The sequence below is a fragment of the Mycobacterium sp. FW102-FHT13B02 genome (genome assembly GCF_058790275.1).
Window position 1 is genome coordinate 219,960 of sequence record NZ_JBYTCM010000001.1, and the last position, 20,081, is coordinate 240,040.

Annotated in this window: 17 protein-coding genes and 2 tRNA genes; 12 read left to right on the forward strand and 7 right to left on the reverse strand. The window is 66.8% G+C overall.

Annotated features, from left to right (window positions below; translation table 11 throughout):
* Positions 1 to 12 precede the first annotated feature (12 nt).
* From AC3WTE_RS01055 to AC3WTE_RS01065, 3 genes are all read left to right on the forward strand, one after another.
* The gene (locus tag AC3WTE_RS01055; protein ID WP_492434919.1) at positions 13 to 639 is read left to right on the forward strand and encodes a dihydrofolate reductase family protein; all 627 of its coding nucleotides are present in this window, start codon (positions 13 to 15) and stop codon (positions 637 to 639) included.
* A 224-nt stretch (positions 640 to 863) separates the two neighbouring features.
* Entirely contained in the window at positions 864 to 1,148 is a 285-nt protein-coding gene (locus AC3WTE_RS01060) for a hypothetical protein (RefSeq protein ID WP_492434920.1), read from the forward strand.
* A gap of 268 nt (positions 1,149 to 1,416) precedes the next feature.
* Positions 1,417 to 3,495, forward strand: a complete 2,079-nt coding sequence (locus AC3WTE_RS01065; protein WP_492434922.1) for a hypothetical protein — start codon at positions 1,417 to 1,419, stop codon at positions 3,493 to 3,495.
* A 28-nt stretch (positions 3,496 to 3,523) separates the two neighbouring features.
* Here AC3WTE_RS01065 and AC3WTE_RS01070 read toward each other — a convergent pair whose 3' ends face one another.
* A complete protein-coding gene (locus AC3WTE_RS01070) occupies positions 3,524 to 4,744 on the reverse strand; it encodes an MFS transporter (RefSeq protein ID WP_492434923.1) in 1,221 nt (406 codons plus the stop codon).
* 74 nt (positions 4,745 to 4,818) lie between these two features.
* On the opposite strand from AC3WTE_RS01070, the gene AC3WTE_RS01075 reads away from it, so the two are divergent.
* From AC3WTE_RS01075 to AC3WTE_RS01095, 5 genes are all read left to right on the forward strand, one after another.
* Entirely contained in the window at positions 4,819 to 6,015 is a 1,197-nt protein-coding gene (locus AC3WTE_RS01075) for an alpha/beta hydrolase family protein (RefSeq protein ID WP_492434924.1), read from the forward strand.
* Between the two features lie 26 nt (positions 6,016 to 6,041).
* Positions 6,042 to 6,824 (forward strand): fumarylacetoacetate hydrolase family protein, encoded by a 783-nt coding sequence (locus tag AC3WTE_RS01080; protein WP_492434926.1) that lies wholly within the window; start codon positions 6,042 to 6,044, stop codon positions 6,822 to 6,824.
* A gap of 1 nt (position 6,825) precedes the next feature.
* On the forward strand, positions 6,826 to 8,283 hold the full coding sequence (gltX, locus tag AC3WTE_RS01085; RefSeq protein ID WP_492434928.1) for a glutamate--tRNA ligase: 1,458 nt from the start codon (positions 6,826 to 6,828) through the stop codon (positions 8,281 to 8,283).
* Between the two features lie 127 nt (positions 8,284 to 8,410).
* Positions 8,411 to 8,482: transfer RNA gene (locus tag AC3WTE_RS01090), tRNA-Gln, on the forward strand.
* 60 nt (positions 8,483 to 8,542) lie between these two features.
* Positions 8,543 to 8,615: transfer RNA gene (locus AC3WTE_RS01095), tRNA-Glu, on the forward strand.
* Between the two features lie 53 nt (positions 8,616 to 8,668).
* Here AC3WTE_RS01095 and AC3WTE_RS01100 read toward each other — a convergent pair.
* From AC3WTE_RS01100 to AC3WTE_RS01110, 3 genes are all read right to left on the reverse strand, one after another.
* A complete protein-coding gene (locus AC3WTE_RS01100) occupies positions 8,669 to 9,883 on the reverse strand; it encodes a DUF1501 domain-containing protein (protein WP_492434929.1) in 1,215 nt (404 codons plus the stop codon).
* An 18-nt stretch (positions 9,884 to 9,901) separates the two neighbouring features.
* Positions 9,902 to 11,218 carry a DUF1800 domain-containing protein gene (locus AC3WTE_RS01105; RefSeq protein ID WP_492435461.1) on the reverse strand — a complete coding sequence of 439 codons (1,317 nt, stop codon included), beginning with the start codon at positions 11,216 to 11,218 and terminating at the stop codon, positions 9,902 to 9,904.
* Positions 11,219 to 11,333: 115 nt separating this feature from the next.
* Positions 11,334 to 12,035: an IclR family transcriptional regulator gene (locus tag AC3WTE_RS01110; protein ID WP_492434930.1), complete on the reverse strand. Its 702-nt coding sequence runs from the start codon at positions 12,033 to 12,035 to the stop codon at positions 11,334 to 11,336.
* A gap of 74 nt (positions 12,036 to 12,109) precedes the next feature.
* Between AC3WTE_RS01110 and leuC the strand changes: the two genes are divergently transcribed.
* The 3 genes from leuC (at position 12,110) to AC3WTE_RS01125 (ending at position 15,012) form a co-directional block, all read left to right on the forward strand.
* Positions 12,110 to 13,546: a 3-isopropylmalate dehydratase large subunit gene (leuC, locus tag AC3WTE_RS01115; protein ID WP_492434932.1), complete on the forward strand. Its 1,437-nt coding sequence runs from the start codon at positions 12,110 to 12,112 to the stop codon at positions 13,544 to 13,546.
* Positions 13,547 to 13,558: 12 nt separating this feature from the next.
* Positions 13,559 to 14,152: a 3-isopropylmalate dehydratase small subunit gene (gene leuD, locus AC3WTE_RS01120; protein WP_138229916.1), complete on the forward strand. Its 594-nt coding sequence runs from the start codon at positions 13,559 to 13,561 to the stop codon at positions 14,150 to 14,152.
* A gap of 248 nt (positions 14,153 to 14,400) precedes the next feature.
* Positions 14,401 to 15,012, forward strand: a complete 612-nt coding sequence (locus tag AC3WTE_RS01125; protein ID WP_492434934.1) for an HU family DNA-binding protein — start codon at positions 14,401 to 14,403, stop codon at positions 15,010 to 15,012.
* A gap of 92 nt (positions 15,013 to 15,104) precedes the next feature.
* On the opposite strand, the gene mutT1 is transcribed toward AC3WTE_RS01125, so the two are convergent.
* From mutT1 to cofC, 3 genes are all read right to left on the reverse strand, one after another.
* Positions 15,105 to 16,034 (reverse strand): 8-oxo-(d)GTP phosphatase MutT1, encoded by a 930-nt coding sequence (gene mutT1, locus AC3WTE_RS01130; RefSeq protein ID WP_492434935.1) that lies wholly within the window; start codon positions 16,032 to 16,034, stop codon positions 15,105 to 15,107.
* 64 nt (positions 16,035 to 16,098) lie between these two features.
* Positions 16,099 to 18,291 carry an RNA degradosome polyphosphate kinase gene (locus AC3WTE_RS01135; protein ID WP_492434937.1) on the reverse strand — a complete coding sequence of 731 codons (2,193 nt, stop codon included), beginning with the start codon at positions 18,289 to 18,291 and terminating at the stop codon, positions 16,099 to 16,101.
* A 78-nt stretch (positions 18,292 to 18,369) separates the two neighbouring features.
* Positions 18,370 to 19,035 (reverse strand): 2-phospho-L-lactate guanylyltransferase, encoded by a 666-nt coding sequence (cofC, locus tag AC3WTE_RS01140; RefSeq protein ID WP_492434939.1) that lies wholly within the window; start codon positions 19,033 to 19,035, stop codon positions 18,370 to 18,372.
* Positions 19,036 to 19,097: 62 nt separating this feature from the next.
* Between cofC and AC3WTE_RS01145 the strand changes: the two genes are divergently transcribed.
* Positions 19,098 to 20,078 (forward strand): NAD(P)H-dependent glycerol-3-phosphate dehydrogenase, encoded by a 981-nt coding sequence (locus tag AC3WTE_RS01145; protein WP_492435463.1) that lies wholly within the window; start codon positions 19,098 to 19,100, stop codon positions 20,076 to 20,078.
* Positions 20,079 to 20,081: the final 3 nt, after the last annotated feature.

Below are 20,081 nucleotides of genomic sequence, written 5' to 3' on the forward strand. Positions count from 1 at the left end.
CAGGAGCTGGAAATGGGCCAGATTCGCCTCGCATTGTTCGCCACCCTCGACCTCGTCGGGCAGGCTCCGGGCGGTCCCGGTGAAGACCCTGATGGTGGATTTCCGTTCGAAGGCTGGCAGGCGCCGCTGATCGACGACGTCTCGGGGGAGCAGGTCGGCGCGGCTTACGAGGGCACCGACGCGCTGCTGCTCGGCCGGCGGACGTACGACATCTTCGCGGGCTATTGGCCGCACCAGGACGACGCATTCGGCCAAATGTTCAATCGCATCCCCAAGTACGTGGCGTCCCGGGGCAAACCCGATCTGTCGTGGGCCGGTTCTGCGCGAATCGGCGCGGACCTGGTGACCGAGGTGCGGGCGCTCCGGCAGCGGCACGAGCACGTCAAAGTGGTCGGCAGTCTGAACTTCGTACAAACCCTGTTGCGCGAAAAACTGTTTGATCGGATGGATCTCTGGGTGCATCCTGTTGTCCTGGGAGTCGGAAAAAAGGTGTTCGACGGGGGCGCCGTGCCGGCCAACCTGACGCTGCTCGCGCCGCCGGTGTCCAGCCCGGCGGGCATCGTGCATCTGCAGTACGGGTTGGCAGCAGGTGTGCCGGCGACGGGGGACATGAGCGCACCGGATCGGGGGGACGTTTGACGGATACGGACTGGACTCGCGGCGTGCTCGCCGGCGCAGTCTCTGGCGGAGTCGGCTGGGGCCTGGTGGCGGTCGATGCGGTAGGCGCAGCCGCTCACGACGTGCACATGAGCCGGCCCAGTGGCACGAATTTGCCTGTTGCGGTGGTTATTTCGTTGATATGTCTGGTGGTTTCGGGGGTACTCCCGCGAGCGGGGGCTCACCGATAGCGGAAGGGGGTGCGCATGTCTTTCGAGCATGAAAGCTCACTTGACCCACGCACCGAGCGGAAGACCGATCCGCGGTATCTACTCGGTGGTTACGCGGCTGGGCTGGCGGCAATGTCGCTGGCGCCGCTGGCGTATTACTGGCTCTTCGCCCCGGCGGGAGCGGTGCTGGTCGCCGCGGTGGCCGTGCTGGTCGCGACGGTGCGGCCACGGTTCGACGATGCGGCGTACGGCGCCTTCTTCGCAGCGCTGTTCGGCTTGGTGGCGGTGCTCGTGCTGTTCTTCGTCGACGCACAGCGCTGACTGATGCCCACGATCGGGCGCGCGTGTGACTGCTGCGCCGAAAGTGGCTGGGCGCCACAGCTTTCTGTGCGTCGCTGTGTACGCGCTATGGGTTGATGAGAATCCCGCTCAGACACTGGCGAGAGCACCGCGGCTGCGTAGCCTTTAGTTGTGCTTAGTAGTTCTGGCCGGCCTGAATGCCGGCCGGACCAGCGGGCACTTGTATCCGAAATCGCGCGGGTCGGGAGCGACGCGACGACGGCCACCGGTCGTAGTTGAGGAGGTCGACATGACGACTTTCAGTTCCCCACCCATCCACGTCGTACCGCCTCCCGCGCCCGCACCGCGGTGGCACAGATTCCTGCCGCGGACCCGCAGGCGCAAAGCGGCCGTCGCCGCCGGAGTCACGGTGGTACTGGTCGCGGGCGTGCTGGGCGCGTCCTACGAGGCCACACCCGGAGGCACGCTCTGGGGCGTCGAGAAGACGATGTTCCCGGGTCACGCGCAGGACGTCGCGCTGACGGCCGTCGTGAACTACCTGAAGGCGGCCCAGGACATCCTGGGCAGTGGACAGCAGCCCACGCCCGACCAGTTGACAGCCGCTCGTACGTCGCTCAACGAAGCCAAACAGGGTCTGGACTACCTGTCGCCCTCGCCACAGCGGACGAGTCTGCAGAACCTCTACCTACAACTGACGCAACAACTTCTGCAATACACCCCTGATTCGGCGCAGCAGTTGCCGGCGTTGCCCACGCCACCCGCCGAGCCGCAGGCCGCGGACCCGGGCAGCGGCGCGCAGATACCCGCAGTGGCACTGATGAGCGCCACCGCACCCACCTGGGGATACCAGGACTCGGCCGGGAGCGCGGCACCCATCGATCAGATGTCGGACACCTTCGTCCCGCCGCCGCCAGACGTGCCCGACGCGCCTGCCGCGGACTGGTCGCAGCCGGTGAATCCGCCGTTGACGCCGAACCTCCAAGACCTCGGCTACTACGACCCGTCCTGGGGCCAGCTCTACGGCTACAACGCCGGTGACTGGTACAACTACGACCTCGGCGGCTACAACCAGTACGGCTACGACGTCGTCGGGTTCGACCGGTGGGGATATGACCGCTGGGGCTACGACCGGTGGGGATATGACCGCTGGGGCTACAACTGGGGCGGCTACAACTGGTCCGGCTATGACCGCGACGGTTGGGATCGAGGCGGCCGCAACGAATGGGGCCAGCGGCGCGACCATCCCGACGACCTGCGCAATCAGGCCTGGTACGACAACCACCACCCGTACGAGCAGTACTACCAGTGGAAGTTCCGGAACGACGATCCGGTGTACGAACGCACACAGTGGGATCATGCCCACGGCTTCAACCCGAACCAGTACCAGAACTGGAACATGAGCCGGGACTGGCACGATCCGCGCAGCCGTGACTGGGCACCGCCGGCCACCGCCGTGACTGCCGCACATTCGATCACTGATGTGACAACGCATGCCTCGTCTCCGGTCGTGAAGCTGAATGTCTCGCTGGCTCAGTTCATCTCGACTGACAAGGCGACGGCTGCCTCCGGGTCGCTGATGACGGACCTGGCGCGAAAGCCTGCCCGCGACGTCGCCAAAGACCTCGATGCGACCGCGGCCAAGGTTGCCGCGGTGACGCCCGCGACGCCGGTTCCGGGCATTGGTGCGCGCGTGGACAACTACCGAACACCTGCTGCGCCGCCGGCGTTGACGGCGGTCGCCCCCAGTGCGCCGCCGTCGAAGGTGCCGGCCGGATTCGCCGCACCCGAGCTCGCGCCGGTACCCATGCCGGCACCGCAAGGCAAGCCGCAGACTGCGCCGAGTGGTCGCACAGCCGGCACTGACCTGAGCAACGTTCCTGGAGCCACGGCTGTTGTGCCCAAGGACGGTTCGCCGAGCCCGGTTGCCGTGCCGAAGCCCGTCGTGGTGCCGCCGGCCGAGCCGAAGGCCGCGACTCCTTCCGTACCGGATCTCGCGCCGCCCAGCGCGGCACCGCTGCCGCAAGGGGCGGCGAATCCGATTCCGCAGGAGTCACTTCGGCGGCAGCCCGCGGCCGGGCCACCGATGAAACATGCGCCGGTGCCCGAAGGGCCGGCGCCTGAGGCCATGGCTCCACCTGCTCCGGTTCGCCAGGCGCCCGTACGTCAAGCCCCGGCGCCGCAGGAGCAGGCTCCGGTGCGACAGGCACCGCCGCCGGTCCACGAGGCTCCGCCGCCATCACCGGTGCACGAGGCGGCCCCGCCGCCACCGGTACATGAAGCGCCCCCGCCGCCACCTGCGCCCCGTCAGGCACCCGAGCCGCAGCGGGGATCCAGCAAGTGTGTCGGCCCCATGTGCCCGCCTGCGTAGCAGGTTCGGCAGTCGACTTGTATCCGAGTTACACCCCTGACCGCTCGTCCTCGTCAACAAAGTTGGTGCGCAAGGGATCTGCGGCCACCGGGACCAGTGGCACGGCCAGCACCGGGAATAGTGCGCACACCGCGAACGCGGCGGGGAAGCCGAAGGCTCCGATCAGCGCACCGAATGCCGGCGGTACGATGCCCGCCGTCAGCAATTGTGTGGTGTTCTGCACACCCAATGCGCGTCCGCTCCAAAATGGCCCGGCGATTTCGGCAATTGCGGTGAAGGACAAGCCGTTATCGGTGACCGTGACAACGGATGCCACCACCATGACGAATACCGCCACGGGCCAGTGCAGGTAATCGCACACAGCGAGCAGCCCCATGGTGACACCCGCCAAGACGGCAATCACCCGGACCGGATGTAGCCGCGAACCCGCCAGATCCGACCACCGCCCGGCGCCGATTCGCCCTGCAGCGCCGCACAATTGGGCAACCGTCACCATCGTGCCGGCAGCCCCGGCCGACCAGCCGTGTGCGGTCATCAGCCACACCAGTGAGAAAGTCCACACCAGGCACTGCGGCACGACCAGTAGCACCGACACCGCGTGGATGCGGGCCAGCGCCGAGGACCCGCGATACGGGTTGGCCAGATCGGTTGCGGGGGCCGATGATCGGGGTGGCCGCGGCGGATCGATGACGCCGACGGCGGTCACCACAGCCGCGACCAAACACGCAATGGCGGGAAACAAGAGTGCGGCGGAGACTCCCGACGATTCGGCCAGTCGTGGAATCACCAAGGCGCCCAACCCCACTCCCAGTGGTTGCGCCGTCTGCCGAATGCCCATCACCAGTCCACGCTGTTCCGGCGGGAACCAGCCGACGACCAGCCGGCCGCTCGCGGAATTGGAGCTGGCGGCCGCCATGCCGCCCAGCAGCAGGAACGCACCGACCGCCACCAACGACGAAGCCCACGCCGCCGCGAACGCCGCCAGTGAGGTCAGCAACGCCCCGGCCGTGAGCACGAATCGCTCACCGACCCGATCGACGACCCAGCCCCAGGCGATGAGGGTCAGCACCATTCCGAAGCTCGGCATGGCCGACACCAGCCCGGCGCGAGACAGATCCAGACCGCGCTCCCCGTGGAGCGTCGGGATCAGGAAGGCGGCCCCGTTGATGAAGACGTTGGCGCACATCGTCGAGCCGAGGGCGATCGCCAGCATCGACCAGCGGCGGACGGCGGAGACGGAAGTGGCCATAGGCCCATGGTGCCACCGGACTTCTCAAAATATGAATGAATATCTCACTATATAAGACGGCTAGAGTTGGGCGCATGGCTTTGCGGGCGAACCTTTCCCGGGCGACGGCGGCCCTCACTGCCGGCTTGATCCTGGTGGCGGCACCGGCACCAAGGGCATCGGCGGCCGCGCCGAACTGGTCAGGCTTGGATACTCGGGCATTCACAGCCCCGGTGCCGCGGTCGGGGGAGCTCATCAGGGCGGTCCCACTGGATCCGCTGTTGTCGGTCACCGCGGCGGCTCACGCCTACCGAATCCTGTATTCGACCACCGACCAACACGATTCGTCCGCGGTGAGCACCGCAGTGGTGTTCGTCCCCAAGGGGTCGGTGCCACAGGGCGGATGGCCCGTCCTCGCCTGGGCGCACGGCACCGTCGGCCTCGGTGATGACTGCACGCCCTCCGCGCAGCCTCGCAGTCAACGTGACAACGAGTATCTGTCCCACTGGCTCGAGCAGGGATACGCCGTCGTCGGATCCGACTACACCGGCCTCGGCACGCCGGGCCTGATGAGTTACCTCAACAGCGTCGCCACCGCACACGCCATCATCGATTCGGTGATCGCCGCGCACCACCTGGACGTGCCGCTGTCGCCGAAGTGGGCATTGGTCGGCCAGTCCCAGGGCGGTGCCGCCGCAGTGGCGAGTGCCCGGTGGGCGACGGAATTCAGCCGGGGGACAGGCCTGGACTACCGCGGAGTAGTCGCCACCGGGACACCGGCCAATATCGACGACGTGGTCATCGCCGCCGGTCCCGACATGGTGCTGCCACCCGGCTTGGGACCCATAGCGTCGGCCTACACCGCCTACATTCTGGCCGGTTTCCGTGAAGCGCGACCCGACCTCGCCGTCAACAGTGTGCTCACGCCGGCGGGGCTGGCCGCGGCTGACAAAGCCGAGACGTTGTGCACCGCACCGCTCAGCGCGTCGCTCGATGGCTTGACTCCACAACAGTTCTTCGCCGCGCCGCTCGCGTCGTTACCCGGCATGCGCGGCGCGCTGGCCGACTTCATGGGCACCCCGGTCGCGGACTACGACCGGCCGATCTTCCTGGGCGTCGGCCTCAAGGACCGCGACGTGCCGCCGTCGTCGACGCTGAAGTTCGCCGACCGGCTCAAGGCCAACGGCCAGCATGTGACGCTGCAGGTCTATCCCGAGGACGACCATTCCAGCGCGGTGCTGACCTCGATGGCGGACTCCACCCCGTTCCTTCAAGCCCAGTTCGCGGGCTGACCAGCGGCCCTCACTAGGCTGGGCGGATGCGTCTAGGTCGAATTGCCAGTCCAGACGGTGTCGCTTTTGTGGTGATCGAGGGCGACCCGAACTCCGATGCGGTCTGCAAAGAAATCGCCGAGCAGTACCTGTCCCGCAACCCCACTTTCACCGGACGCTCGTGGCCGCTGGCCGACGTCCGGCTGCTGGCGCCGATCCTGGCCAGCAAGGTGGTCTGCATGGGCAAGAACTACGCCGCGCACGCCCGCGAGATGGGGAGCGAACCGCCCGAGGATCCGGTGATCTTCCTCAAGCCCAACACCGCGATCATCGGGCCGAACATCCCGATCCAGTTGCCCGCCGATGCCAACCCGGTGCACCACGAGGGCGAGCTGGCGGTCGTCATCGAGCGCCCGTGCAAGGACGTCCCGGCGGCCAAGGCCAAAGACTTCATCCTCGGCTACACCATCGCGAACGACGTGTCCGCACGTGATCAGCAGAAGAAGGACGGCCAGTGGATGCGGGCGAAGGGACATGACACCTTTTGCCCCGTCGGCCCATGGATCGAGACCGCCGTGGACCCGGCCGATCTGGACATCCGCACCGAGGTCAATGGCGAGAAGCGTCAGGACAGCAATACCGCGCTACTGCTGCACGACGTCGGTGCCATCGTCGAATGGGTTTCGGCGGTCATGACGCTGCTGCCCGGCGACATCATCCTCACCGGAACCCCCGAGGGCGTCGGCCCGATCGAAGACGGCGACACCGTCACCGTGACCGTCGACGGCATCGGCACCCTCTCCAATCCTGTTGTACGTAAAGGGAAATAACGTGACCACACCTGTCAGGGTTCGCTTCTGCCCGTCACCGACCGGCACCCCACACGTCGGCCTGGTCCGCACCGCGCTCTTCAACTGGGCCTACGCGCGACACACCGGTGGCGACTTCGTCTTCCGGATCGAGGACACCGACGCCGCGCGCGACAGCGAGGAGAGCTACAACGCCATTCTCGACGCGCTGCGCTGGCTGGGCTTGAACTGGGATGAGGGTCCAGAGGTCGGCGGCCCGTACGAGCCCTACCGGCAGTCGCAGCGCAGCGACTTCTACCGCGACGTCATCGCGAAACTGCTTGCCGCGGGCGAGGTTTACGAGGCCTACTCGACACCCGAGGAGGTCGAGGCACGGCACATAGCGGCCGGCCGCAACCCGAAGCTGGGTTACGACAACTACGACCGTGACCTCACTGCCGAGCAGAAGGCCGCCTTCGAGGCTCTGGGTCGAAAGCCGGTGCTGCGCCTGCGGATGCCCGACGAGGACATCACCTGGGTGGACCTGGTGCGTGGCGAGACGACCTTTGCCGCCGGCGTGGTTCCGGACTACGCGATCACCCGCGCGAGCGGAGATCCGTTGTACACCTTGGTCAATCCGGTCGACGACGCGTTGATGAAGATCACCCATGTGCTTCGCGGCGAGGATCTGCTGCCGTCGACGCCACGGCAGATTGCGCTGTACCAGGCACTGATGCGGATCGGTGTCGCTGACGCGGTGCCCCAATTCGCGCACCTGCCAAGTGTTCTCGGTGACGGCAACAAGAAGCTGTCCAAGCGCGATCCGCAGTCGAACCTGTTCCTGCATCGTGATCGTGGCTTCATTCCGGAAGGCCTGCTGAATTACCTGGCGCTGCTGGGCTGGGGTATCGCCGACGACAACGACATCTTCAGCCTCGATGAGATGGTGGCCGCCTTCGATGTGGTCAACGTCAACTCGAACCCGGCACGTTTCGACCAGAAGAAGGCCGACGCCATCAACGCCGAGCACATCCGCCGGCTGGCCCCGGACGACTTCGCGAAACGACTCGACGCCTACCTGAAACAGCACGGCCACGACACCACATTGGACGCCAAGGGTTTCGCCGCGGCGGCCGAACTGATCCAGACGCGGATCGTCGTGCTCGGCGACGCGTGGGACCTCGTGAAGTTCTTCAACGACGACGCCTACGTGATCGACGAGAAGTCGGCGGCCAAGGAACTCAAGCCGGAGGCTGCAGAGGTCCTGGACGCCACGCTGAGCGCTTTGGAGGCCGTCACGGACTGGAACACCGCCAACGTCGAGGCCGCGCTCAAGGCAGCGCTACTCGACGGTCTGGAACTCAAGCCGCGCAAGGCGTTCGGTCCCATCAGGGTGGCGGTCACCGGCGCCGCCATCAGCCCGCCGCTGTTCGAGTCGATGGAACTGCTCGGACGTGAGCGCAGTCTGGCGCGGCTGCAAGCGGCCCGAAACGGGCTGTGAGCGGGCGATTTAAAGACAGGGCCAACTGTTTGGTAGTCTGCTCGTCGGCCCGGAAAGCAGAAGCGGCGAACATCCGCTGAGGCTTTCGGTCCGAAGATGCCCGTGACCTGCGGTGATGGGCATCAAATGGGGTATGGTGTAATTGGCAACACAGCGGTTTCTGGTACCGCCATTCTAGGTTCGAGTCCTGGTACCCCAGCTGCCGGAGCGATTAGGTCAGTCAGCGCGACTGAGCTAAGCTATCGCTCCGGAAGTTCTAGCCCCCGTCGTCTAGCGGCCTAGGACGCCGCCCTCTCACGGCGGTAGCGTGGGTTCGAATCCCATCGGGGGTACGTACGAACGCCGGACCTGACAACAGGTCCGGCGTTTTGTCTTTACCGGGGTATTACTTTCCGCCGGCCAGGAATCCGATGTCCCGCCGTCCGCGGCCCACCGAAGGCTCCGGATCCGCGCCGAGGGTGCCGTGGAGCAGTTCGTGATAAACGTCACGGAAGTCGACGGTTGTCTTCAGATCGCCGTCGGTGAGGTCGGTCAGGCTCGGCTCGTCTCCGTAGAAGCCGCCCTTGACGGGAGTGCCCGCGATGAACACCGGGCCCGACGTGCCGTGGTCGGTGCCCTGCGAGGCATTGGCGGCCACGCGCCGCCCGAATTCGGAGTACATCAGGACGACGACGTTGCGGCCGTAGGGCGTGCCCTGGAGTTTGTGGAAGAAGGGCGTCAGGGCATCGTCGAGGGTCTTGAGCAACGCCTGCTGAGGGGCGCGCTCGTCGGCGTGGGTATCGAAGCCCAGTAGTTGCGTCATGTACACCTGCGTGGGCACGCCGGCCCGGATGCAGCGGGCCACCAGTTCGAGGTCGCTGGCCAACTGGTTGTCGGCCTGGCCGATGGTCTGCAGGCCGCCGTTGATCACCGGGGCGAAGCGGCTGTTGGTGGAGTGATTGGACCGGTAGGACTCGCATACCTGGCTCATGGCGGTGGTGTCGTGCGGGTCGTCGGCGCTGAGCGCGGCCAACGTGCGCGCGACATCGGGCGGGATGGCCGGCACGAAGTCGGAAAGCGATGCCGCGACGTGCTTTTGACCGACGGCCAGCGGCGGCAGCACGGTGCCGATGTTCACGGCCCGGATCGGGTCGTCACCGCTGGTGTCCAGCCAGCGGCCGATCCAGCCGCTCGTGACCGCGTCGACGGGATTGGCCGTCTGCCAGATGTCCATCGAGCGGAAGTGGCTGCGGTCCGGCTTCGGGTAGCCGACACCGCGCACGATTGCGAGCTTGTTGGATTGCCACAGCTTCGACATCCCGGTCAATGCGGGATTGAGCCCGAATGCCGGGTCGAGCCGCAGCACTTCCTCCGGCTTGTAGGCCAGCTCGGGGCGGGCGTCATGATAGGCGTTGTCCGCGTACGGGATAACGGTGTTGAGGCCGTCGTTGCCGCCGTAGAGGGTGACGATCACCAGGATGCCCTGATTGGCCTGCAGCGGGCGGTCCCGGGCTTCGTGGAGCAGATCAGGCAGCGTGACGGCGGCGACGCCGCCGAGCAGACCGGCCGCGCCGACCCCGGCGCTGGCGATCAAGAACTTGCGGCGATTGAACTCGGGCATGGGATCTGCGCGATCTCCTCAGGACGTCACGTATTCGGGGGCGATGACGGCCGCTGCCACCAGCCGGTGCGGATCGGAGACCAACGGTTTGAGTGCGGCCGCCGAGCGATCCGACCAGGCGCCGATGCCGAACAGGTAACCCACGCCGTCGATCCGTTCACTGGATGACATCTTCTCGACCGCGCTGATATCGCTGAGGGCCAGCAGCCGGTTCGCGGCCCAGACTCGCGCTGCGGCACTGTTGGTCGACAGCCAGAGCTGCCCACGGGGCCAGCCGCCGACGTCCGGCGGGTAGAAGGGGCGCTGGCCCATCACGCGGAGCACCTGGTCGAGGTCGGCGAGCACGTGGTCGTCGTCGAGCGGGACCGCCAGCGACCGGACGATGCCCATCAGCCATTCCACCGGCGTGCTGACCACCGTGCCGGCGGCCTTGGTGAATTCGGGATCGAGCACCACCGCCTTGGTGAGTGCCTTGAGATCCCGGTTCGGGCCGTAGGCCGCAACCAGGCGGGCCACGGTGTCGGGGGAGGCCGGCTGGTCCGAAGCCAGCAGGCGCCACAGGGTTCCGGCGACGAAAGCGGCGGAGGTGGGCTGGCGCAGCACGATGTCGCAGAAGTCGGTATCGGTCAGGTTGCCCGTCACTCCGAGCACGGTCTTGCTCGACTCGTCGTGGTGTTCGGGGTAGACGACGGTGCTGCCGTCGGGCCGCAGGTGTCGTCCTGTGAGTGCCTTGGCGCCTTCCTTGACGTCGAACTCGGTGTAGCCGTTGGCATGCCCCATGGTGAAGAGCTCCATGAATTCCCGGGACAGGTTCTCGTTCGGCGCCGCGGCGGTGTTGACGTCACCGTCCAGCCAGTGCAGCATGGCCCCGTCCGTGAGCATGGCGTACGCCAGGGTGTGGAAGTCGCCGAGCGCCAGGGTGCGGAGCTTCTCGTTCTGCTCGCCCATCAGCTGTGCCGCGTTGACCTTCTCCGCGGAAGTGGCAAAGTGGTTGTGCCACAACAGGGTCAGCTTCTCGTGGATGGGCTGCTGCACCGCGGCCATGCGGCGCAGCCACCAGCCGGAAAGCACCTGCATGCGCGCCACGAGTTCCTGGCCGAAGGCGGCGATCTCGGTGGCCGACGCACCCGACGACGGATACTGCGGGATGGCGGATCTCGGCATCGGGGTCGCGATCGCGCCGGGGTCGGCGTTCGGATCGAGATTCAGCACGGTGTCCAGGTAGGCCGACCAGTTCTGGTTGACCACAGCGTCCACCTGGGCTCCGGTGGTTCCGAAGCCCGTGCGGCGCAGCATCCGTGCGGTTGCCAGCCACTGTGGTGGCTGCGACACGATGAAACCTACTTTCCGGCAAGGGGCGACCCGACCCCGCGGGGTCCCCTAAGAACTTAGGTGATCGGCGCCGTCGTCGTCGACGTATGCAGCGGATTCAAAGGTTGGCTGGTCTGCGTCACAGCCGGCGGGTGAGCGCTTCGGCCGCAGCCAGTAGATCGCTCGCCCAGCGGACACCGGGACGGCGGCCCATCCGGTCGATCGGCCCGGACACCGACACTGCCGCGATCACCGCGCCCCGGTTGTCCCGCACCGGTGCCGAAACGCTGGCGACGCCGGGTTCGCGCTCGGCCGCGCTCTGCGCCCAACCGCGCCGGCGGACCTCGGCCAGCACGCGATCGGTGAACTTCGCCGTCGGCAGCACCGCCTGCTGGGTTGCGGGATCGCTGTACGCCAGCAGTACTTTGGCGCCGGAGCCGGCGGTCATGGGCAGCCGGCTGCCCACCGGCACGGTGTCGCGCAGGCCGGACGGCGGTTCGAGCGCCATGACGCACACCCGCACCAGGCCTTCCCTGCGGTACAGCTGCACGCTCTCGCCGGTGATCTCGCGCAGTCGGGGGAGCACCGCGCCTGCCGCACTGAGCAGCGGGTCGTTGACCTGCCCCGCCAGTTCGGTCAGGGCTGGGCCCAGCCGCCATCGTCCTTCGTTGTCGCGGGCCAGAAGTCGGTGAACCTCAAGCCCGGCTGCCAGCCGGTGGGCGGTGGCCCGGGGCAGCCCGGTGCGGGCGCACAGTTCGGCCAGTCCACACGGGGAGTCAGCCACCGAATGCAGCACGCCCACCGCTTTGTCGAGGACGCCGATGCCGCTATCCTGTCTCACAGGGAGATACTAGCGTTCCGCATCGTGAGACGGTAGGTCAGCCTCCCGGGTATCGCGGAAGGAACTGCACAGTCATGACGAACAAGCCACGCACCATGGCGGAGAAAGTCTGGGCGGACCATGTGGTGGTCGAGGGCGCCGGCGAAGGCGCTGCCCGCGAACCCGATCTCATCTATATAGATCTCCATCTGGTGCATGAGGTCACCAGCCCGCAGGCGTTCGACGGCCTGCGGCTGGCCGGTCGGCCCGTGCACCGCCCGGACCTCACCATCGCCACCGAGGATCACAACGTCCCGACGGTCGACATCGACAAGCCGATCGCGGACCCCGTGTCGCGCACTCAGGTTGAGACGCTGCGGCGCAACTGTGCGGAATTCGGCATCCGCCTGCATTCGATGGGTGACGCGCAGCAGGGCATCGTGCACATCATCGGTCCGCAGCTGGGTTTGACCCAGCCCGGCATGACGGTGGTGTGTGGTGACAGCCACACGTCCACGCACGGCGCCTTCGGTGCCATCGCCATGGGCATCGGCACGTCCGAGGTCGAGCATGTGCTGGCCACCCAGACGTTGCCGCTCAAGCCATTCAAGACCATGGCGGTCAACGTCGACGGCGTGCTGCCGCCGGGCGTCAGCGCCAAGGACATCATCCTGGCGGTCATCGCCAAGATCGGCACCGGCGGCGGTCAGGGCCATGTCATCGAATACCGCGGCAGCGCCATCGAATCGCTGTCGATGGAAGGCCGGATGACGATCTGCAACATGAGCATCGAAGCCGGCGCCCGTGCCGGCATGGTGGCCCCCGACGAGACGACGTTCGAGTTCCTCAAGGGCCGGCCGCACGCGCCGAAGGGCGCCGATTGGGACGCGGCTGTGGAAGCCTGGACCGCGTTACGTACTGACGAGGGTGCCGAATTCGACACCGAGGTCCACATCGACGCGGCGACGTTGAGCCCGTTCGTCACCTGGGGCACCAACCCCGGACAGGGCGTGCCGCTGTCCGCGAATGTTCCGGATCCAGAACAGATGTTCGATGAGAGCGAGCGGCTGGCCGCTGAAAAAGCGTTGGCCTATATGGACCTTCAGGCCAATATGCCGATGCGGGACATCGCGGTGGACACGGTGTTCGTCGGTTCCTGCACCAATGGCCGGATCGAGGACCTGCGCGTGGTGGCCGATGTGCTGCGTGGTCGCAAGGTCGCCGACGGGGTGCGGATGCTGGTGGTACCCGGGTCGATGGCGGTGCGGGCGCAGGCCGAATCCGAAGGGTTGGGCGAGGTTTTCACCGCTGCGGGCGCGCAGTGGCGGCAGGCCGGCTGCTCGATGTGTCTGGGCATGAACCCGGATCAGCTGGCTCCGGGCGAGCGCAGCGCGTCCACGTCGAACCGGAATTTCGAAGGCCGCCAAGGCAAGGGCGGCCGCACCCATCTGGTGTCACCCGCCGTCGCCGCCGCCACGGCGGTGCGCGGAACCCTGTCCTCACCCTCTGACTTGAGCCCTGTTCTGAGCTAGGAGCGCATCATCATGGAAGCTTTTCGCACCCACACCGGAATCGGCGTTCCGCTGCGCCGGTCGAACGTCGACACCGACCAGATCATCCCGGCGGTGTACCTGAAGCGGGTCACCCGAACGGGTTTCGAGGACGGACTGTTCGCCGGGTGGCGCACCGATCCGTCGTTCATTCTCAACCTCCCGCCGTTCGACCGGGGCTCGGTTCTGGTCGCCGGCCCCGACTTCGGCACCGGCTCCTCGCGCGAACACGCGGTCTGGGCGTTGATGGATTACGGATTCCGGGTCGTCATCTCGTCGCGATTCGCAGATATTTTCCGCGGCAATTCCGGCAAGGCCGGATTGCTCGCCGCGGAGGTCGCGCAGGACGATGTCGAACTGCTCTGGAAGCTCATCGAGCAGAATCCAGGCCTGGAAATCACTGTGAATCTTCAAGATCGGAATTTGACCGCCGGAACGGTCGTGCTGCCCTTCAAGATTGACGATTACACCGCGTGGCGGTTGCTCGAAGGACTCGACGATATAGGCCTTACGCTGCGGAAACGCGATGAGATCGAAGCGTACGAGCAGCGCCGTCCGAGCTACAAACCCCGCACGCTGCCGGCCTGAAGCAGGCGCTCCGCAGGTCCCGTCTGAGGGCCTGCGGAGCAATTTCGGCACTCGGGTGCAGCTCGAATCCCTGCCCCCGCAACCACCTTTCGAAACCTGTTAACCACCTCCCAAGTGGGCCAACCGGATTGCCGAAATTCGCGATAGCTATGCCCGAAACCGGGCGTGGCTCTTGGAAATCGGCGGGTACTGGGTTTACCGTGTGCAGTAGTCGGTCCACCCAGGGCCACTGACATCGGAGGTTTTGGATGAACAAAGCAGAACTCATCGATGCCCTGACAGACAAGTTGGGCACCGATCGTCGTCAGGCCACCGCGGCCGTCGAGCACATCGTGGACACCATCGTGCGCGCCGTGCACAAGGGCGAGAGCGTCACCATCACGGGCTTCGGCGTCTTCGAGCAGCGTCGCCGTGCTGCCCGTGTTGCGCGCAACCCGCGCACCGGTGAGACCGTCAAGGTGAAGCCGACGTCGGTTCCGGCGTTCCGCCCGGGCGCCCAGTTCAAGGCTGTTGTGTCTGGTGCGCAGCGTCTTTCGGCCGAAGGTCCCGCGGTCAAGCGCGGCGCGACCGCAGCTCCGGCCAAGCGTGGTGCCGCCAAGAAGGCTGCCCCCGCCAAGAAGGCCGCTCCGGCCAAGAAGGCTGCCGCCACCAAGGCTCCGGCCAAGAAGGCCGCTCCCGCCAAGAAGGCCGCCGCTCCGGCCAAGAAGGTCGCGGCTCCGGCCAAGAAGGCCGCCACCAAGGCTCCGGCCAAGAAGGCCGCACCCGCCAAGAAGGCCGCACCGGCTAAGAAGGCTGCCGCTCCGGCCAAGAAGGCCGCACCGGCCAAGAAGGCTGCGCCCGCCAAGAAGGGTCGCCGCTAAGCCCTACCGATAGGTCCGACTCGGACACGCCGTGGATCATGCGATCCACGGCGTGTCTGTGTGTGGGCTGGGCCCATCGGAACGGGCGGCCGCTAAAGCTTTGTCGGTAGGGGGCTGCCGATGTGGTCCGCGGCGACCAGCGCGTCACCGTGCAGCGTCATCACCCACATGCTGCCCTTGCGATTACGTGATTTGTCGGGCCGGATACCGCTGCGCTCGCACCACCACGAAATCAGGCCCGGGATCACCTTGCCCTGGGTGCAGATGACGGGGACTGTTTCGCTGTCGCTTTTCGCGGCAATCTTCAGCACCCGCTTCCGTGCCGCATCGGCGTCAGCTGCATAGGCCTCTTCTGTGAGGGTCGGCTCGTCCCGTATCTGGACACCGAGCTCCTGCGCCAGCGGCTCCATCGTCTGGTGGCACCGGGTCCGCGATGCCGCGTAGACATCGCTGGCGCCGAAGGCGAGCAGTTGGCCGACAAGCGATTCCGCTTGTGCCCGGCCCGTCATGTCGAGCGGTCGCAGCCGATCGTCGCCCTTGTACCGGGCTTTGCGCCCCGCGGTGGCGTGCCGGACGATCAGCACCGTGCGGGTATCGGCAGGTCGACGGACGAAGCGCCGCAGTACCTTTCGATCATGGGGATACTGCAGCCGGAGCATGGCGTCGGCAACCGGTAGCCAGTCGAGCTTGTCCGCTTCGGCGTTGGGGCTGAACCCACCACCGGTCGTGCGGGCCGCCCAGTAGCGGACCTTCTTGGTGCCGTACTCCAGCGGATAGGTGACGGACGCCAGCCGCCGGCCCAGTACCGATTCATAGCCGGTCTCTTCCAAGATTTCGCGCACGGCGGTAACCGGTTCGGTCTCACCGGGATCCACTTTGCCCTTGGGTAGTGACCAGTCGTCGTAACGCGGGCGGTGGATGACGGCGATCAGCGGATCCCCGGATTCGCCGGGGCGCCACAACACCGCTCCGGCCGCGAACACCGGCGTCGCGGGGGTGTCGTGCGCCGTCTTGTTCGGCACCTGTGCTCCTGGGTGTGGTCGTCGGGATCAGGTTTTCGCGGGGCGTGGCTTGCCGGGCGAAAAACTACGGTGTCCGGTGCCGCTCCATGATCGACACCTGGTGATCCCGTACCTTCTCGCCTTCCCGTGGCAGCGCCGTCCAGTGCCCGTCGGGACCCAGCTCCCAGCAGCGGGTCGCGGGATCCATCGCGGAATCGAACACCCCGCTCAGTTCTTCGGTCAGTCTCGGATCCTTCACCTGAGCCATCACCTCGACGCGACGGTCGAGATTACGATGCATCATGTCGGCGCTGCCGATCCAGAATTCATTGATGGCGTTGAAGTGAATAACGCGTGAATGTTCAAGGAAGCGGCCGAGAATCGAGCGCACCACGATGTTCTCGGAGAACCCTTCGGCACCCGGACGTAGCGCACAGATGCCCCGGACCACGACCTCCACCCGCACCCCGGCCTGCGACGCCCGGTACAGCGCGTCGATGACCTGCTCGTCGACCAAGGCGTTCATCTTCATGCGGATACGGCCGTCGCCGCCGGCCCGTTTGGCTTCGATCTCGCGCTCGATGCGCTCGATGATGCCGCGCCGCACACTGTGCGGGGCCACCAGCAGATTGCGGTACGAGACCTTGCGCGAGTACCCGGTCAGCGAGTTGAACAGATCGGTGAGGTCGGCACCGATCTCGGGTGCCGCGGTCAGCAGGCCCACGTCCTCGTACAGGCGCGCGGTTTTCGGGTTGTAGTTGCCGGTGCCGATGTGGCAGTAGCGGCGGATGGTCGAACCTTCGCGTCGCACCACCAACGCCGTCTTGCAGTGCGTCTTGAGACCGATCAGTCCGTACACCACGTGCACGCCTGCCTGCTCCAGTTGCCGGGCCCACTTGATGTTGGCCTGCTCGTCGAAGCGGGCCTTGATCTCGACCAGGGCCACCACCTGCTTGCCGGCCTCGGCGGCGTCGATCAGCGCGTTGACGATCGGGGAGTCGCCCGAAGTCCGGTACAGGGTCTGCTTGATGGCCAACACATTCGGGTCGGCGGCGGCCTGCTCGATGAAGCGCTGCACCGTGGTGGAGAACGAGTCGTACGGGTGGTGCACCAGGACATCGCCGTCGCGGAGCGTCGCGAAAATGCTCTTGGGTGTCTCACGTTCGCCGAACGCCGGGGGAGTGGCCGGTACGAACGGCCGGTCTTTCAGGTCGGGCCGGTCGACGCCGTAGATCTGCCACAGCGACGAAAGATCCAGCAGTCCAGGAACTTCGATGACGTCGCCAGGGTGCACATCCAGCTCGCGCAGCAGCAGGTCGAGCATGTTCTCGGTCATGTCCGTGGCGACCTCGAGCCGCACCGGGGAACCGAATCGGCGCCGGGCGAGTTCGCGTTCCAGCGCCTGCAGCAGATCCTCGTCGCGGTCCTCTTCGACCTCGAAGTCGGCGTTACGGGTGATCCGGAATGCGTGATGTTCGACGATGTCCAGCCCCGGGAACAGCACCGGCAGGAATGCGGCGATCAGCTCTTCCATCGGCAGGAACCGCACGCGGAACTTGACGCCGTCGCCCATCGACTCCGGATCGGGCAGCTCGACGAAACGATCGACGTTGTCCGGCACCTTGATTCGGGCGAAGTGCCGAGTGCCGTCGTCGGGGTTGCGCACGGTGATGGCCAGGTTGATGCTCAGCCCGCTGACGAACGGGAACGGGTGCGCGGGGTCGACGGCCAGCGGCGTCAGCACCGGGAACACCTGATCGTGGAAGTAGGTCGAGAGTTTGGACTGCTCGTTCTCGTCGAGCTCGCTCCAGTTGACGATCGTGATGCCCTGCTCTGCCAGCGCCGGGCGCACCACCTCACCGAACACCGCGGCGTGCCGGGTCGAGATCTGCTGGGTGCGTTCACCGATCCGGCGCAGTTGTTCGCGAGGGGACAGGCCGTCCGCCGACCGGACCGACAGACCGGTCTCGTCGCGGCGCTTCAGCCCGGCCACCCGAACCATGTAGAACTCATCGAGATTCGACGCGAAGATCGCCAGGAACTTGGCCTGCTCCAGCAGCGGCAGCGACCGGTCGGCGGCGAGCGCCAGCACCCGGGCATTGAAGTCCAGCCAGCTCAGCTCACGGTTGAGGTAGCGGTCATCGGGTAGCGCGCCGTCTGTCGGATCCGCGGTGGCCGCGGGCAGCGGCTCCGGGTCGGAGTCGACAGCCGCCCGCGCACGCGGGCCGTCGACTGAGGCCCGCTCGGTCTGCATTGATCGGGTGTCGGCTTCGGTCACCCAGACGATCATTCCCTATCGGCAGGGTGCAGGCCACATGGTTGGTGATGCTCGATCGTCAGACCGGGGCGTCTGCCCTCACCGTGCGGCGCTGACGATCCGGGTCGTCGCGGGACCCACGCCGAGTCTGCGCGCTGTCTCCAGATCGTCCGGGGTGTCGATGTCGCAGCGCAGTCCCGGCCATTCGCCCGACAGCTCCACCGCACCCGAATTTGCATGGCGCCGTGCGGAATCGGCACCGAATTCGGGGTCGAGGCGGGCGCCGAATGCGAAGAGCGCCGCGGTGCCGGTGCGGTGCCGGTCAGCGATGAAACTGCGCGCATGCCGACTGGCGCCGGCGATGGCGTCGGCCAGTTCCGCGGTGCGCAGCGCAGGCAGATCGCCTTGCAATACCGCGATGTTCGTCACCCGGTCCCGCAAGGACCGCTCCGTGGCCGCGAGTGCGTGATTCAACGGGTCGGGGTGTCCCGCCGGAGTGGGGTCCACCAGCACGTCGGCACCGAGCTCGCGCACCGCGGCGGCCGCCTCCGCGTCCGGGGTGACGACGGTGACGGAGCCGACGGCGGGCACGGCCAGGGCAGCGGTGATGGTGTCCAGGAGCATCGCGAGCACGACCTGCTCGCGCAGATCGCCGGCGAAAACCGGGGCCAGCCGCGTCTTGGCCGCGGCCAGCCGCTTCACCGCGATGATCAACCCGACACCGGTGCCGCCGTCGGCCGTGTCCACACTCGGGTCGATGCTCATGACCGCCATACTGCCAAAGGGTCGGCGGGACTACTGTTGACGCCGTGGTGGAGGCAGCGGTGATGGGTGCCGGAGCGTGGGGGACGGCACTGGCAAAAGTCCTGGCGGACGCGGGCAACAATGTGACGTTGTGGGCGCGCAGCGCGGAGGTGGCGCGCGAGGTCAACGAGACGCACCGGAACTCGAAATATCTCGGTGACCGGGCGTTACCGGCGTCCATCAAAGCGACCGCGGATCCCGCCGAAGCGCTGACGGGTGCCTGCACGGTGCTGTTGGCCGTGCCGTCCCAGACGCTGCGCACCAACCTGACCGACTGGACCGGCCACCTGGGTGGCGACACCACGCTGGTCAGCGTGGCCAAGGGCATCGAACTCGACAGCCTGCTGCGCATGAGCCAGGTCATCGTCCAGGTGACCGGTGCTGATCCGAGCCGGGTCGGCGTGCTCAGCGGGCCCAACCTGGCCAGTGAGGTGGTCGACGAACAGCCCGCCGCCACTGTCATCGCGTGTACCGACTCGGGTCGGGCGGTCGCCCTGCAGCGCGCGTTCGCGACAGGATATTTCCGGCCGTACACCAACGCCGACGTGATCGGCGCCGAGATCGGCGGGGCCTGCAAGAACGTCATCGCGCTGGCGTGTGGAATGGCTGCCGGCGTCGGTTTCGGCGAGAACACCGCCGCCGCGATCATCACCCGCGGCCTGGCCGAAATCATGCGGCTGGGAATCGCGCTGGGTGCCAAAGGCGTAACGCTGGCCGGCCTGGCCGGCGTCGGCGATCTGGTCGCCACCTGCACTTCGCCACAGTCCCGCAATCGCAGCTTCGGTGAGCGCCTGGCCCGCGGCGGCACCATGGAATCGGCGATGGCTGCGGCCAGCGGGAAAGTCGCCGAGGGCGTCACCTCCTGCCAGTCGGTGCTGGCCCTCGCCGAGAGCTACGACGTCGAGATGCCGCTGACCGACGCCGTGAACCGGGTGTGCCACAAGGGGTTATCGGTCGACGAAGCCTTCGCACTGGTCCTCGGCCGCAGCACCAAGCCGGAGTGAGCA

Bases quoted from the DNA above. Each gene is read 5' to 3' on its own strand.
- AC3WTE_RS01145 (WP_492435463.1), top strand. From the start codon at position 19,098: ATGGGTGCCGGAGCGTGGGGGACGGCACTGGCAAAAGTCCTGGCGGAC.
- AC3WTE_RS01080 (WP_492434926.1), top strand. From the start codon at position 6,042: ATGCGTCTAGGTCGAATTGCCAGTCCAGACGGTGTCGCTTTTGTGGTG.
- AC3WTE_RS01075 (WP_492434924.1), top strand. From the start codon at position 4,819: ATGGCTTTGCGGGCGAACCTTTCCCGGGCGACGGCGGCCCTCACTGCC.
- leuD (WP_138229916.1), top strand. From the start codon at position 13,559: ATGGAAGCTTTTCGCACCCACACCGGAATCGGCGTTCCGCTGCGCCGG.
- AC3WTE_RS01070 (WP_492434923.1), bottom strand. From the start codon at position 4,744: ATGGCCACTTCCGTCTCCGCCGTCCGCCGCTGGTCGATGCTGGCGATC.
- AC3WTE_RS01065 (WP_492434922.1), top strand. From the start codon at position 1,417: ATGACGACTTTCAGTTCCCCACCCATCCACGTCGTACCGCCTCCCGCG.
- AC3WTE_RS01060 (WP_492434920.1), top strand. From the start codon at position 864: ATGTCTTTCGAGCATGAAAGCTCACTTGACCCACGCACCGAGCGGAAG.
- leuC (WP_492434932.1), top strand. From the start codon at position 12,110: ATGACGAACAAGCCACGCACCATGGCGGAGAAAGTCTGGGCGGACCAT.
- cofC (WP_492434939.1), bottom strand. From the start codon at position 19,035: ATGAGCATCGACCCGAGTGTGGACACGGCCGACGGCGGCACCGGTGTC.
- AC3WTE_RS01055 (WP_492434919.1), top strand. From the start codon at position 13: ATGGGCCAGATTCGCCTCGCATTGTTCGCCACCCTCGACCTCGTCGGG.
- AC3WTE_RS01100 (WP_492434929.1), bottom strand. From the start codon at position 9,883: ATGCCCGAGTTCAATCGCCGCAAGTTCTTGATCGCCAGCGCCGGGGTC.
- AC3WTE_RS01125 (WP_492434934.1), top strand. From the start codon at position 14,401: ATGAACAAAGCAGAACTCATCGATGCCCTGACAGACAAGTTGGGCACC.